Raw genomic sequence first — 14,437 nt, forward strand, 5'->3', positions numbered from 1 at the left:
CGTGATTCTGGTGATCGACATCGGGAATACGAACATCGTCCTGGGGATATACAGAAACCGAGAGCTATTGCATCATTTCCGTCTCAGCACGGTCAATCATTCCACGCCGGACGAGTACGGTATTATGTTCCGGAACATGTTTCAGATGTCCGGGATCCCGGTCAGCGACATTGAGGGCGTGATCATTTCTTCGGTGGTACCGCCTATGGTGCATGTCATTGAGGAGATGTGCCAAAAATATATCCACCATTCGCCGCTCATCGTGGGACCGGGGATTAAAACCGGACTCAATCTGCGTTACGAAAATCCGCGCGAGGTCGGGGCTGACCGGATCGCCAACGCGGTTGCCGCCGTTGAGAAGTACCAGGGCCCGCTCGTCGTGATCGATTTTGGCACGGCTACCACATTCGACTGCATCGATCCCAAAGGCGCCTATCTCGGCGGCCTGATCGTGCCGGGCATCGGCATTGCGACCGAGGCGCTGTATCAGCGTGCATCGAAGCTGCCGCGGATTGAGCTGGAGAAGCCCAAAAAAGTCATCGGACGAAATACAGTCCATGCGATGCAGGCAGGGATTATATTCGGATACGCCGGACAGGTTGACGGCATTGTTGAGCGGATCCGCGGCGAGATGCAGGTGCCCTCCCTGAAAGTGGTCGCTACGGGTGGATTGGCGGATCTGATCGCCAGTGAAACAAAGGTCATCCAGGAAGTGAATCCGCTTCTGACGCTCGATGGCCTCCGGATAATTTATGAACGCAACCGCTGAATCGCGAGAAGGATCAACCGGATCACCAAAATGGCCTGTTTTGCGGTAAAATAGATAAATAAAGGCGGAGCCTTCCCGGCTCATCCAATAAAGGAGGCAGTACACAGAATGGAAAACAAACAGGACCGCCTCATCCGGGGCACGGCCATGAACGGACGCGTCCGGGCTTTCGCGGTGAGAACGACGGCTCTCGTGGAGGAGCTTCGCAGAAGGCATGATACGTGGCCTACCGCCACAGCGGCGCTGGGACGCACGCTTACAGCCGCAGCTATGATGGGCGCTATGTTAAAGGGCAAGGAAAAGCTCAGCATTCAAGTCAAGGGCGACGGACCGATCGGGCAGATCGTGGTCGAAGCCAATTCCTTTGGCGAAGTGACGGGATACGTCACCAATCCCCATGTCCATTTGCCCAGCAACAGCCAGGGAAAACTCGATGTCGCTGGCGCAGTCGGCCGTGAGGGATACCTGCACGTAATTAAGGACCTGGGCCTCAAAGAGCCTTACCGCGGAAGCATACCGATTATCTCAGGAGAGCTCGGAGAGGACTTTACGTATTATTTTGCCGTATCGGAGCAAACTCCCACGGCGGTTGGCCTGGGCGTACTGGTCGCTCCCGACAATTCCGTCCTCGTGGCCGGCGGCTTTATCATTCAGCTGCTTCCAGGGCTAACCGATGAGGAAATCACTGCGATCGAGCAGGCGGTAGGCGCGATTCCACCGGTAACCACCCTGCTGGACCAAGGGCTTGAGCTGGAGGATATGCTGAAGCAGCTGCTTCCGGATGTAGAGGTTCTCGAAGAGATGGATATCCAGTTCCGCTGTCAGTGCTCCCGCGATCGGGTAGAGCAAACGCTGATCAGCCTGGGCCAAGCGGAACTGGAGCGTTTGATCGAGGAGGATGGACAGGCGGAAGTGGTGTGCCATTTCTGCAATGAAGCGTATCATTTTGACAGGGACCAACTGCAGCAGATTCTTGAACAAGCCATGAAGTAAGGGGCGGGTTCGATGTTATGATAACCAGACAGGAGAAGGGGCTGTGGGCCGCGGTCATTATTTTGGCAGCGGGCGTGTTGTTTATGGGAAGTCTGATTGTCATCCGTGGACTTAAACCGGCAGATGAGCCGTCACCGGCTGAAGACAAGCAGACAGGGGCGGATGCGGTGGCGTCTTTTAATGGCAGCGCTATTACAGAAGGCGATTGGGTCGAGGAGTTGAAGCGGACGCACGGAGAGGAAGCGTTAACGCAGATGCTGAATCACAAGGCGGTATATGCGGAAGCCCAGTCCCTGAAAATCAAGGTGACCCCGGAGGAAGTGACGGAAGAGATTAACCGGGAGATGCAGGGATACGCCTCGCCGGAAGACTATTATCGGGAGATGGCCAACCAGTTGAACCTCACTCCCGAAGAGATCCGGGCGGAAACCGAATACCGTCTCACGTTGCAAAAGATCGCCACCGCAGGAATCCGTATCACGGATGCGGAGGTACAGCGTTATATCGACCAGCATCAAGAGGAATTTGCGGCCAAGAAGGCGTATCATCTTGCCTGGATTCAGACGGATACGGAAGATGAGGCAAATCGGGTGCTTGACCGCCTGCAGCAGGGAGAGGATTTCGGCACGCTGGCGGCAGCGTATTCCCTGGATGAATTTACGCGCGATCAAGGCGGCGATCTGGGGACGGTGGAGGAAGATGATCCTTTTATTGCTCCAGAAGTACTGCAGACAGCCTCAACCCTGAAGCCAGGGGACGCAGCGGGCCCGGTACGGTTAAAAGACGGATATGCGGTCGTCCAGCTGATCAGCGTAGAGAACGGAAGTACCAAGAGCAGCGAGGAGATCCTTCAGGAGGCCCGCAAACAGCTGGCCCTAAGCGAGGCCGTTCCCCTTTCGCAGCTGGAAGAACAGTTGAGAAACAAATATGACGCCAAAATTTTGATCAAAATATCCCCATCTAAAGCATCCTGAAACGACAGAAGCGGCTGCCAAGATTACGCGCCCTGGCTTACACACGTTTTCAGGATGTTTTCTTTGTTTACAACCAGGCCTTACGTCCGGGTTCGTATTGACATTGAGGTGGAAGGTTGATAAGATGAAGGTATAAATACCTACTTATTTACTCGGATATAGCTTTATTCTAAGCCAGCCAGATTCTCTTTCTAGAATTTTGTATACAGCAGTTATCCATTAAAATTCATTATAAACAGGGAGGATTTACCTATGGCTAAGGTCGTCAACAACGTAACGGAATTAATCGGGGGAACACCCCTTGTCCGTCTGAACCGGCTTGCACCGGAAGACAGCGCGGAAATTTACTTGAAGCTGGAATATCAGAATCCGGGCTCCAGCGTTAAGGACCGGATTGCGATCAGCATCGTCGAACAAGCGGAGAAGGACGGCCTTCTGAAGCCTGGCGGTACAATTGTCGAAGCGACAAGCGGCAATACCGGTATCGGTCTGGCCATGGTAGCTGCAGCCAAAGGCTACAAAGCTGTGATCGTCATGCCTGAAACGATGAGCCTTGAGCGCCGCAACCTGCTCCGCGCCTACGGTGCAGAGTTGGTTCTGACACCGGGAGCTGAAGGTATGAACGGTGCTGTTAAGAAAGCCGAGGAAATCGTGAAAGAAAATCCGGATTACTTCATGGCTGAGCAGTTCAAAAACCCGGCCAACGTGAAGATTCACCGTGAAACAACGGGTCCGGAAATCGTGGAAGCGATTGATTCCATCGGCGGTTCCCTCGACGCATTCGTGGCAGGAATCGGAACGGGCGGAACGATTTCCGGTGCCGGCGAAGTGCTGAAGAATCGGTTCCCTGACATCAAGATCGTGGCTGTTGAACCTGCGGCTTCCCCAATTCTGGCTGGAGGCAAACCAGGACCGCACAAAATTCAAGGTCTTGGCGCCAACTTTATTCCGGATATCCTCAACCGTGACATTTACGATGAAATCATTCACGTGGAGAACGATGAAGCGTTTGAAACGGCCCGACGCGTCGCCAAAGAAGAAGGCGTTCTGTCCGGTATTTCTTCCGGCGCTGCCGTATTCGCTGCACTTAAAGTAGCCAAGGAGCTCGGTAAAGGCAAACGTGTCGTGGTGGTCATCCCAAGTAACGGCGAACGTTATTTGAGCACGCCGCTGTATAACTTTGAGGCGTAATTAGCGTCTTATACATTGTAACAACTCTCGCCCCTGCTGCCGGTTTATCCGGCTGCAGGTTTTTTTTGTTCATGCAGCCCGCTCATTAGCAGTCAAATCAGGACAACTTTTTGGAAAAAGTCTTTTCAAACCTGCCGACTCCAAGTATACTGACAACCAATAGACGGGTCTTGTTACTAAAAGGGGATCAGAAAATGAAGAGAAATGAGAGCGGTTTGATCACCTTGGATCAATGGATGACTTGGGCCGCAGAGGGCATCACGATGTTTCCATATGTGCTGTCGTCCGGAGGATTGGACCGGCAGGAAGAAGGGAAGCTCCCGGCGGCTTGGACGGCGGCCTGGGAACAGGCTTCGCCCTATTCCTTCGTACTGGAGAGCGGCAAGGAGGGGCGGTATACTTACCTGGGGCTGCGGCCGGTGTCGGTCCTCTGCGGAAAGGATAACCGTGGCGTCGTGACAAACCTGCTGGGCGGGGGCGCTGAGAAGGTGGACGGAAGCCCGCTGCAGGTGCTTCAGCGGTGGATGGCGCCGTACCGGGCGGCGCAGCAGCCGGATCCAGATTTGCCGCCCTTCCTTGGGGGATGCGTTGGCTTTCTAGGGTATGACATCGTTCGTTCCCTCGAAAATCTCCCGTCCACCGCAGTCGATCTTCCGGCATTCCCGGATTATTTGTGGATGCGGATGGAAGAGTTGTGGGTGCATGATGCAGACAGGCGGAAGGTGTACTGCATAGTCCATATGCATTTTGATGCAGAGGGACTGGACAGCGATCTGATCCGGCAAAGGCTGTGTGCGCTTTACGAGGAAGCTGCCGAGCGGGCCAGGTCCATGCAATCGCTGTGGTTCTCCATGGTGAACTTAAACGATGGGATCCAGGCCGAAGCGGACCGGCGGCGAAAGCAGGCGGAGGAGCTGACTCCCCGGGTAGAGTGGCCGCAGCTGCGTACCGGATTCCCGCAGGAATCCTTTGAACAAGCTGTGCGTTCCATCCAGCAGTACATTCGCGAAGGGGACGTCTTCCAGGTGAATCTGTCGCTCCGCCAGGAGCTGGACCTGCATTCGCCCCCGGAGCAGGTCTATGAATGGCTCCGCCTGTTGAACCCTTCCCCTTACATGGGGCTTCTGCGCTCTCCGGGATTCACGCTGGTCAGCGGCTCCCCGGAACTGCTGGTGAAGCTTCAGGGGGAGCGGATCAGCACCCGCCCGATCGCGGGCACGAGGCGCCGGGGGCTTACCCCGCAGGAGGATGCGGCCATGGCGGCCGAGCTGATAGGCAGCGAGAAGGAGAGAGCCGAGCATATCATGCTGGTGGATCTCGAACGCAACGATCTGGGGAAGGTGGCGGCGTACGGCTCCGTGCACGTCCCGGAGCTGATGACGGTCGAGCATTACTCCCATGTGATGCATCTCGTTTCTCAGGTGGAAGGCCGGCTCGCTCCGGGCAAAGGGGTGTACGACGTGATCGCGGCATTTTTTCCGGGAGGAACCATCACGGGCGCACCCAAGGTGAGGACGATGGAAATTATCGAGGAGCTGGAACCGGTAAGGCGCGGGCCTTACACCGGCTCGATCGGCTGGATTGACTACAACGGCAATATGGAATTAAATATTATTATAAGAACGATGGCCGTCCTGGACGGTACGGGATATATCCAGGCCGGGGCGGGAATCGTCATTGATTCCGACCCTTACCGGGAATACCGGGAATGCCAAAACAAGGCCAAAGGCATGATCCTGGCGGTTCTCGCAAGCGAAGAGGAATCCGCCGCCAAATCTGGATAAGGGGATGAGCATATGATTTTGGTTATCGACAATTATGACTCTTTTACGTACAATCTGGTGCAGTATTTGGGGGAGCTCGGACAGGAAGTGAAGGTGTACCGCAACGATGAAATTACCGTGTCCGGTATCGAGGAGCTTGCGCCCGACCATATTTTGATCTCCCCGGGTCCCTGCACGCCGAACGAGGCGGGGATCAGCCTGGAGACGATTGCGTATTTTAAAGGCAAAATCCCGATTTTTGGCGTTTGTTTGGGCCATCAGGCCATTGGGCAGGCATTCGGCGGCAATGTCATCCGCGCCGAACGGCTGATGCACGGAAAAACGTCGCCGATCCATCATCACGGCACTTCCGTGTTCGAAGGTCTTCCTTCGCCATTTACGGCGACAAGATACCACTCGCTGCTGGTGGAGCGGGACAGTCTGCCGGATTGCCTGGAGATCACCGCAGAAACCGAGGAAGGCGAGATTATGGGACTGCGTCATAAGGAGTATCCGATTGAAGGCGTCCAGTTCCATCCGGAGTCGATCATTACCGATTACGGGCACCAAATACTGCGTAATTTCCTGAAGCAGACCGCAGGCACCAAAGCATGAAGAAGATAGGATTGAACGGCGGGATCGTTGATGCCGCCGACGCCGTGGTACCTGTAATGGATCACGGCTTTTTATACGGAATGGGGTTGTTTGAGACGCTGCGGACATACCGCGGCCGGCCCTTTTTGCTGGAGATGCATTTGAAGAGGATGGCGGAGGGCTGCCGGATACTGGGCATTCCCTTTTCCGTAGAGGATGCGCTTGCGTCCATGCCCGGTTGGATTGAAGCCTTGATGAAGGCGAACGGCCTTGATGAGGCTTACATCCGTTATACCGTCAGCGCGGGCGTTGATGTTCTCGGGCTTCCCGGGGAGGAGTACAGCCGTCCCAATCATGTTCTGCTTGTGAAGTTGCTGCCCGGGGTGCCGGAGAGCCTCTACACCCAAGGAAAAGCTCTGCAGCTGCTGGATACGCGGCGCAACTCTCCCGAAGCTCCAATCCGCTTGAAGTCGCTCCATTACATGAACAATATTTTGGCGAAAAGGGAGCTGGCGGCGATGAGTGACCCGCGTTCCCGCCAGGCGGAAGGCCTGATGCTCGATGAGCGCGGGCATGTCAGCGAAGGCATCGTCAGCAATGTGTTTTTTGTGAGAGAAGGGGCACTCTATACACCTGATGCATCTACCGGGCTGCTGCCTGGCATTACGCGCCAGGTTGTGCGTGAGCTTGCCGGCGCGGCCGGCATCCGCTGCGCGGAAGGTTTGTATACGTGGGGAGATCTGCTGACCGCAGATGAGGTGTTCGTGACCAGCTCCATCCAGGAGCTTGTGCCCGTTACGCTTTTACTGGACAGGCAGGGAGCGGGCAGAAGTGTGAGTCACGGCGCCGCCGGCCCGATCACCCGTAAGCTGCTCGATTTGTACCGACAGAAAGCAGGGATTTGACAGTGAAAACGACAATCTATGAACGTAACTTTGCGATGGGGCAAGCCGTGCTGAGGCTCGGACAGTCCACCCAGGTGATGGGCATTTTAAATGTAACACCCGATTCCTTCTCTGACGGAGGCCGGTATGTGGACCCGGACACAGCCGTACGCCATGCGCTCAAAATGATGCTGGACGGCGCCGACCTGATCGATATCGGAGGAGAATCGACCCGGCCGGGGTATACGCCGGTATCTGCGGAAGAAGAACTGGCCCGCGTGATTCCCGTGATTGAGGCGATCCATAAAGCGGCCCCGCACATTCCCATCTCGATCGATACGTATAAGGCGGAAGTAGCGCGCCAGGCCATTCTGGCCGGTGCCCACATCATCAACGATATTTGGGGAGGCAAAGGCGATCCGGACATGCTGAAGGTGGCAGCCGAGCTGGGCTGTCCGATCATTCTGATGCATAACCGGCACGACATGGACTATACCAATATTGTGGAGGACGTCGTCGCCGACCTGGAAGAGAGCGTGCGCCTCGCCTTGGCGGCCGGAGTTCAGCCGGAATATATTATTTTGGATCCGGGGATCGGGTTTGCCAAAAATGGAGAGCACAACTTGAAGCTGATGACCCAGCTGGACCGTCTGAATCAGATCGGTTATCCCGTGCTGCTGGCAACGTCCCGCAAAAAGTTCATCCGCAGCGTGCTGGATCTGCCGGTGGATGACTTGGTCGAGGGCACCGCAGCCACGGTGGCGTTCGGGATCGCCCAGGGCTGCCAGCTGGTGAGGGTCCACGACGTGAAATCGATCAAGCGAACCGTCAAAATGTGTGATGCGATGATCTACACTTCGGAGGTTGTGAGCCGAAATTAAACGTTTTTTTATACAGGATCGTTTGATACGATGTTGAATATTTGGGGAGGCGGGAGTAGAAAATGGATAGAATGGTCATTCACCGCATGGAGTATTACGGGTATCACGGCGTGTTCGAGGAAGAACGCAAGCTCGGCCAGCGCTTCTACGTCGATCTGGACATGGAGATCGATTTACGCGCAGCCGGGGAGAACGACGATCTCACCCAAACGGTAAATTATGCCGAAGTCCACGAAACGGTCAAAAACGTGGTGGAAACCGAGTCTTTTCGCCTGATTGAAGCTTTAGCCGAACGTATTGCATCTGTTGTACTGGACACTTATACTAGTATCAATGCACTGACGGTCAAAGTGACCAAACCGCATCCTCCATTTGACATCCACTTTCAGGGTGTTACGGTGGAGCTGCATAGAACAAGAAAGTGAGACTCCACCATGAATGCACATTTCACCTCTGAGCTATCAGAGGCTTATATTGCTTTAGGGGCAAATTTGGGTGACCGCGAACATACGCTGATGGAAGCCATTCGGCGCCTGGAAGAGGATCCCCACATTACGGTAGTCCGCTGCTCCCACCTTTATGAGACGGAGCCTGTGGGTTATGTGGACCAGCCCCTCTTTTTAAATATGGCCGTGTGCGTCCGCACAAGTTTGGATTCCCATGAACTGCTGCACGTGATGCAGGGGATTGAGAACGGGCTTGGGCGTATTCGGGAGATCCATTGGGGGCCCCGGACCGTCGATTTGGATTTAATCTGGATGGAGGGCCGCAGGGAGAACACGGAAGAACTGGTGCTGCCGCATCCCCGGATGGAGGAGCGCGCCTTTGTGCTGGTTCCCTTATCCGATATTGTTCCTCCCGACGAGCCTTCCGGCTTATATACGATCGTAGAGACAGCTATGGATAAGCTGGATGGAAAGGAAGGTCTGCAGCTTTGGAAAACATGCAGCTGGCGAAGCGCGTCCGCGCCTTCCGGAAGCTAAAAGGCTACACGCAGCAGGAGCTCGCAGCCAAGAGCGGGATATCGCTGGCGGTGCTGGGAGCCATCGAACGGGGAAACCGTCGTGCGGAAGAACAGGTTTTGATCAAAGTAGCTGAAGCACTGGGCGTATCCGTTCAGGAGCTGAGGAACGGTTAGACTTTTAAGAAGCAGGAATACTGCTTATGTATATACAATGAATAATAAGGGGGGAAACGATGCGATGCTGAAAATTGGCGGTATTGAATTGAAAAACCAAGTCGTGCTGGCACCGATGGCGGGCGTGTGCAATCCCGCGTTCCGTCTTATCGCCAAGGAATTCGGAACGGGTCTGGTCTGTGCGGAAATGGTCAGCGGCAAAGCGATTGTCCACGGCAACCAGCGCACGCAGGAAATGCTGTATGTGGATGAGCGCGAGAAGCCGCTCAGCCTGCAGATTTTCGGAGGAGACCGGGAATCCCTAGTACAGGCGGCCAAAGTTGTCGACAAGCAGACCAACGCGGACATCATCGATATCAATATGGGATGTCCGGCCCCGAAAGTGACCAAAATGGACGCTGGCGCACGGTGGCTGCTCGATCCGCAGAAAATTTATGAAATGGTCTCCGCGGTCGTGGATGCAGTCGATAAACCGGTGACCGTAAAAATGCGTACCGGATGGGACAGCGATCACATTTATGCATTGGAGAACGCCCAGGCGGTGGAACGGGCCGGAGGCCAGGCAGTCAGCCTGCACGGCAGAACCCGGGAACAGCTGTATACGGGACATGCCGATTGGAGCATTATAAAGCAAGTTAAAGAGTCGGTATCGATCCCTGTCATCGGTAACGGTGACGTCGTTACGCCGGAAGACGCGCGGCGCATGCTCGACGAAACCGGATGCGACGGGGTTATGATCGGGCGCGGTGCTTTGGGGAATCCGTGGATGCTGTACCGTACGATTGAGTACCTCAAGAGCGGGGAGCTGCTTCCTGAGCCACCGGCTGAAGAGAAAATCCGCATCGCGATTCTTCATATGGACCGTCTGATCGCGCTGAGAGGCGAGTCGGTAGCGGTACGCGAAATGCGCAAGCATCTGGCATGGTATCTGAAAGGCCTTAGAGGATCGGCTCGAATCAAGGACGAAATTATGGAAGGCACGAAGCGCGACGAAATGGTCAGAATATTGAATGATTTTGTGGCGGACCTGAACCTGCGTGCCGAGATGGAGGCCGAGGGAAGAGATGCGGAAGCGGTAGCCCAATAAGATGGGCAACTGCGGCTGACACCCCTGTCATTGACATTTTGAAACGGTTACCATATAATTTTGCAGTATAAATTCGACTTTTCGTTTAACTAGCAGCAGGAGGATGTTCTGATCCTCCAAACTTTGCATATAGTTTTGCATATAAATAGATTGAACTAAAGTGAGCATTGCCATCTCCTGACCGGAGCAAGAACGTAAGTTTCTTTAGTTCATTCTATTAGGAAGCAGAATGTTTTTTAATTTATTTACATGACAGGAGAATCGGTTAAGATGAGCGATAAAGAAGTCATTCTTACACAGGACGGACTTAAGAAGCTGGAAGACGAACTCGAGAACCTGAAATCGGTGAAGCGCCGCGAAGTGGCAGAGCGGATCAAGGTAGCTATCGGTTACGGGGATATCAGTGAGAACTCCGAATACGAAGACGCCAAGAACGAGCAGGCTTTTATTGAAGGCCGGATCATTACTTTGGAAAAAATGCTTCGCAATGCCCGTATCATCAATAATGATGAGATCAACACGGACATCGTGGGCGTAGGTGCAACGGTAACGGTGCAGGACTTGGAATTCGGCGATACGATGGAATATACGATCGTCGGTAGTGCCGAATCCGATCCGCTGAACAATAAAATTTCCAATGAAAGCCCGGTCGGCAAAGCAATCATCGGCAAGCAAAAAGGAACCGTCGTGGATGTGAACGTTCCTGCGGGCGTTATTCAATATAAAATCATTGATATCAAAAAGTAATATCTATGCTTTAGGATTGAAAGAAAGCTTCCTTGAGGAAGCTTTTTTTCAAGATAATGGAATATACCCCTGAGCTAACGTCGAGGCAAAGGAAAGGCCCCACTTGATGGGGTTATTTTCGGATATAGACGGCAAACGGCAGATGGCATCCGCTTGGATAGGCGGGAGAGGTTTAGCAGTGAAATGAAGGAGATGAAGACTGACCATGTCAGAAGAAGTGAACAACCAGGAACAGGAAATTGAATTAAGCGAGATGCTGAAAATCCGCCGGAGCAAGCTGGACGAGCTGCGTGCACTGGGGATCGATCCTTTTGGCAAAAAATATGACAGAACCAGCATGGCCGGCGATTTGCTGAGTAAATACGACGGCATGACAAAAGAAGAGCTGGACGAGCAGCACGCCGAAGTTCGCGTTGCCGGACGGATTATGGCTAAGCGCGGCATGGGTAAAGCCATTTTTGCCCATATCCAGGATCTGAGCGGCAAAATCCAGATCTATGTGCGCCAGGATTCCGTGCCTGAGCATGCGTTCGAGGCGTTCCGCCTGCTAGATCTGGGCGATATTGTTGGCATCGCCGGAACGATGTTCAAGACGAAGACCGGGGAAACGACGATCAAGGCCAACGAGGTGGAGGTTCTGTCGAAATCCCTTTACCCATTGCCTGATAAATACCATGGCCTCAAGGATGTGGAGCTCCGCTACCGTCAGCGGTACGTGGATTTGATCATCAATCCGGAAGTCCAACAGACATTTATTGCCCGCTCGCGGATTATTCAATCGATGCGCCGTTACCTGGATTCACAGGGCTACCTGGAAGTCGAGACTCCGACACTGCATGCGATTGCCGGCGGAGCCGCAGCCAAGCCATTTATTACGCATCATAACGCGTTGGACATGCAGCTGTATATGCGGATTGCCATCGAGCTTCATTTGAAGCGCCTGATTGTCGGCGGTTTGGAGAAGGTATACGAAATCGGACGCGTATATCGTAACGAGGGTATTTCCACCCGTCACAATCCGGAATTTACGATGATCGAGCTGTATGAGGCTTATGCCGATTACAAAGACATCATGAATCTGACCGAGAATATGATCGCGCATATAGCGCAAGAAGTGCTTGGCACCAAAGTCATCAACTATCAAGGGCATCAAGTCGACCTGACTCCCCCTTGGCGCCGGGTATCCATGGTGGACGCGGTCAAGGAAGTCAAAGGCGTGGACTTCAGCGTGCACATGACGGACGAGGAAGCTCACCGTCTGGCTAAAGAGCACAACGTCAAAGTCGAGCCGCACATGACATTCGGTCATATCCTTAACGCGTTCTTCGAGGAATTTGTTGAGGAAACGCTGATTCAGCCGACGTTTGTGACCGGGCATCCGGTGGAGATTTCGCCGCTTGCGAAGAAAAGCGAGCAGGACCCGCGGTTTACCGACCGGTTCGAGCTCTTTATTGTTGCCCGTGAGCATGCCAATGCGTTCAGCGAGTTGAACGACCCGATCGATCAGCGCCAGCGCTTTGAAGCACAGCTGAAGGAACGCGAGCAGGGCAATGACGAAGCGCATGAAATGGATGAGGATTTCCTCACCGCGCTGGAGTACGGCATGCCGCCGACCGGCGGTCTAGGTATCGGCATCGACCGTCTGGTAATGCTGCTGACGGATTCTCCGTCCATCCGTGACGTGCTGCTCTTCCCGCATATGCGGAATCGTCAGGAGTAGTTTTCAGGTTTTTAGGGGAAATAAGCAAAAGGAACAGCTATCGTGATCATGTATCACGCGGCTGTTCCTTTTTTGCGTTTGATTCGGGCTTCTTTACCATGGAAGGTACATTCGGCTGGCATAAAGACAACAAATGCTGTTTTATGACCGCGATCATGACCTCGGGGGTCACACGCTCCGGGCGCATCACGGCATGGATGGCCAGTCCGTCGAGGACGGCGTAGAAGCGTTCCACTTCGATGGCAAAGTCCAGACCGGGAAGCAGGAGCTGGTTTTCCGATAAGCCGTTAAATACCTGAACGAAAATTGACCGCAGCTCATCGTCCACCTGATGGCGCAGCGCACGCAAGGACTCATCCGACAGCGATTTGACGACAAAAGAAAACCACACCTCCATTTCCAGCCGCTTTTCGTTGTCCGTAGGGAGAACCTCATGCAGCAGAGAAGGAATGTCCTGCATCAGGTCTCCGGAGAAGACCGTATCGTATATTCGCTGCGATACCCGTTCGGATACCCGTTTCATGGAATAGGACAGGAGCTCCGATTGGGTTGAAAAATAGTGGCGCATCGAGCCTACGGAGATCCCAGCCTCTTCCGCGATGTTTCGGACGGAGGCCTGCTCGATACCATGCTTCTGAATGACGCGCCAGGTGGCCTCAGCCACTTTTGCTTTCTGGAGTTCATGATCGACAATTTTGGGCATGTCTTCATTATACCACGTGCTTGATTTATTTAGTACGGCTGTGATAAATTGTTTTTAGAACATTTGTATTAAAAAGGAGTGGGATTGTTGATCGGTGTATGGATTATTGGGTGCGAAATTGCCTTCTGGGTCCTGGTATTAGCCGGACTTAGCGTCCGGTATTTAGCAGGATGGAAAAAGGGCGGTGCCGCTCTGCTGTTGATGACTCCTATAGTCGACCTTCTTTTGATCATTCTTACGATTATGGATCTGCGCGGCGGCGCCGAGGCGGAATTCATGCATGGGTTAGCTGCGGTGTACATCGGTGTAACCATTGCTTATGGTCACCGGATGATACATTGGGCCGACGAGCGGTTTGCCTATCGTTTTGGAGGCGGGGTTAAACCCAAAAAGGCACCCAAATACGGGAAGGCACATGCCAGAATAGAGCGGCAAGGGTGGTTCAGGCATGTGTTGGCTTGGCTGATCGGCTCGATTCTGATTTATCTCATGATAGTGGTCGTTAATGACCCCGATCGTACCGAGGCGCTTAAACGGGTTCCATTACTCTGGGCATGCATTGTTGGCATTGATTTCGTTATAAGTTTCAGTTATACGCTTTGGCCGAGGAAGGGGAAAGGCTATTGACTTATCGTAGGTGCCGCTGCTATGAAATACATGGTTAGGCAGACAGTCGGCACCCTGCCTTTATAATTCAATATTAATTTCAGAAAAAGACTTGCATAATACAAGGATGCGTGTTATATTATTATTCCGGCCAATTGATTTGGTTGTTACATGAATCAAAACACAAGCTTCATACTAAATCTGAAAAAAAGATTTAAAAAAAGAGCTTGCTAAGTTGGGCGGAACATGATATACTATAAAAGTTGTTGAGGCGATGAGCTCTCGGTAACAAAAACGAAGTTTGATCTTTGAAAACTGAACAACGAGTGAGTATAAACGCGACGGTCTTATGACCGGAGCGAATGGAGATTAAATCAATCTCGTCAG

The 14,437-nt window shown here is 53.3% G+C and carries 16 protein-coding genes; 15 read left to right on the top strand and 1 reads right to left on the bottom strand.

The window, feature by feature from the left end; genetic code table 11:
- Position 1 precedes the first annotated feature (1 nt).
- The 14 genes from FHS19_RS32995 to lysS all read left to right on the top strand — a co-directional run bounded on the left by FHS19_RS32995 (position 2) and on the right by lysS (position 12,741).
- Positions 2 to 769: a type III pantothenate kinase gene (locus FHS19_RS32995; RefSeq protein ID WP_145142616.1), complete on the top strand. Its 768-nt coding sequence runs from the start codon at positions 2 to 4 to the stop codon at positions 767 to 769.
- A gap of 108 nt (positions 770 to 877) precedes the next feature.
- A complete protein-coding gene (hslO, locus tag FHS19_RS33000; RefSeq protein ID WP_183587531.1) occupies positions 878 to 1,762 on the top strand; it encodes an Hsp33 family molecular chaperone HslO in 885 nt (294 codons plus the stop codon).
- Positions 1,763 to 1,779: 17 nt separating this feature from the next.
- Positions 1,780 to 2,736, top strand: coding sequence for a peptidylprolyl isomerase (locus tag FHS19_RS33005; RefSeq protein ID WP_183587533.1), 957 nt, complete (start codon positions 1,780 to 1,782; stop codon positions 2,734 to 2,736).
- 252 nt (positions 2,737 to 2,988) lie between these two features.
- A complete protein-coding gene (gene cysK / locus FHS19_RS33010; RefSeq protein WP_183587535.1) occupies positions 2,989 to 3,927 on the top strand; it encodes a cysteine synthase A in 939 nt (312 codons plus the stop codon).
- A 194-nt stretch (positions 3,928 to 4,121) separates the two neighbouring features.
- Positions 4,122 to 5,711 (top strand): anthranilate synthase component I family protein, encoded by a 1,590-nt coding sequence (locus FHS19_RS33015; RefSeq protein ID WP_183587537.1) that lies wholly within the window; start codon positions 4,122 to 4,124, stop codon positions 5,709 to 5,711.
- 12 nt (positions 5,712 to 5,723) lie between these two features.
- Positions 5,724 to 6,305: an aminodeoxychorismate/anthranilate synthase component II gene (gene pabA / locus FHS19_RS33020; RefSeq protein ID WP_183587539.1), complete on the top strand. Its 582-nt coding sequence runs from the start codon at positions 5,724 to 5,726 to the stop codon at positions 6,303 to 6,305.
- Positions 6,302 to 7,189 carry an aminotransferase class IV gene (locus FHS19_RS33025; RefSeq protein ID WP_183587541.1) on the top strand — a complete coding sequence of 296 codons (888 nt, stop codon included), beginning with the start codon at positions 6,302 to 6,304 and terminating at the stop codon, positions 7,187 to 7,189. The genes pabA and FHS19_RS33025 overlap by 4 nt, the downstream gene beginning before the upstream one ends.
- A gap of 35 nt (positions 7,190 to 7,224) precedes the next feature.
- A complete protein-coding gene (folP, locus tag FHS19_RS33030; protein ID WP_183587559.1) occupies positions 7,225 to 8,049 on the top strand; it encodes a dihydropteroate synthase in 825 nt (274 codons plus the stop codon).
- A 62-nt stretch (positions 8,050 to 8,111) separates the two neighbouring features.
- Positions 8,112 to 8,474, top strand: coding sequence for a dihydroneopterin aldolase (gene folB, locus FHS19_RS33035; RefSeq protein WP_183587543.1), 363 nt, complete (start codon positions 8,112 to 8,114; stop codon positions 8,472 to 8,474).
- A gap of 9 nt (positions 8,475 to 8,483) precedes the next feature.
- On the top strand, positions 8,484 to 9,032 hold the full coding sequence (folK, locus tag FHS19_RS33040; protein WP_183587545.1) for a 2-amino-4-hydroxy-6-hydroxymethyldihydropteridine diphosphokinase: 549 nt from the start codon (positions 8,484 to 8,486) through the stop codon (positions 9,030 to 9,032).
- Positions 8,984 to 9,187, top strand: a complete 204-nt coding sequence (locus FHS19_RS33045) for a helix-turn-helix domain-containing protein (protein ID WP_105442414.1) — start codon at positions 8,984 to 8,986, stop codon at positions 9,185 to 9,187. The genes folK and FHS19_RS33045 overlap by 49 nt, the downstream gene beginning before the upstream one ends.
- A 64-nt stretch (positions 9,188 to 9,251) precedes the next feature.
- The gene (gene dusB / locus FHS19_RS33050; RefSeq protein WP_183587547.1) at positions 9,252 to 10,274 is read left to right on the top strand and encodes a tRNA dihydrouridine synthase DusB; all 1,023 of its coding nucleotides are present in this window, start codon (positions 9,252 to 9,254) and stop codon (positions 10,272 to 10,274) included.
- A gap of 270 nt (positions 10,275 to 10,544) precedes the next feature.
- Positions 10,545 to 11,021 carry a transcription elongation factor GreA gene (gene greA, locus FHS19_RS33055; protein ID WP_076176695.1) on the top strand — a complete coding sequence of 159 codons (477 nt, stop codon included), beginning with the start codon at positions 10,545 to 10,547 and terminating at the stop codon, positions 11,019 to 11,021.
- Positions 11,022 to 11,226: 205 nt separating this feature from the next.
- A complete protein-coding gene (gene lysS / locus FHS19_RS33060; RefSeq protein WP_183587549.1) occupies positions 11,227 to 12,741 on the top strand; it encodes a lysine--tRNA ligase in 1,515 nt (504 codons plus the stop codon).
- Between the two features lie 46 nt (positions 12,742 to 12,787).
- Here the strand turns inward: lysS and FHS19_RS33065 are convergent, their stop codons facing one another.
- Positions 12,788 to 13,444 (bottom strand): TetR/AcrR family transcriptional regulator, encoded by a 657-nt coding sequence (locus tag FHS19_RS33065; RefSeq protein WP_183587551.1) that lies wholly within the window; start codon positions 13,442 to 13,444, stop codon positions 12,788 to 12,790.
- 87 nt (positions 13,445 to 13,531) lie between these two features.
- Between FHS19_RS33065 and FHS19_RS33070 the strand changes: the two genes are divergently transcribed.
- Positions 13,532 to 14,071, top strand: coding sequence for a hypothetical protein (locus tag FHS19_RS33070; protein WP_183587553.1), 540 nt, complete (start codon positions 13,532 to 13,534; stop codon positions 14,069 to 14,071).
- Positions 14,072 to 14,437: the final 366 nt, after the last annotated feature.

The sequence above is a fragment of the Paenibacillus rhizosphaerae genome, assembly GCF_014192015.1.
Taxonomy (GTDB): domain Bacteria; phylum Bacillota; class Bacilli; order Paenibacillales; family Paenibacillaceae; genus Paenibacillus_AQ; species Paenibacillus_AQ rhizosphaerae.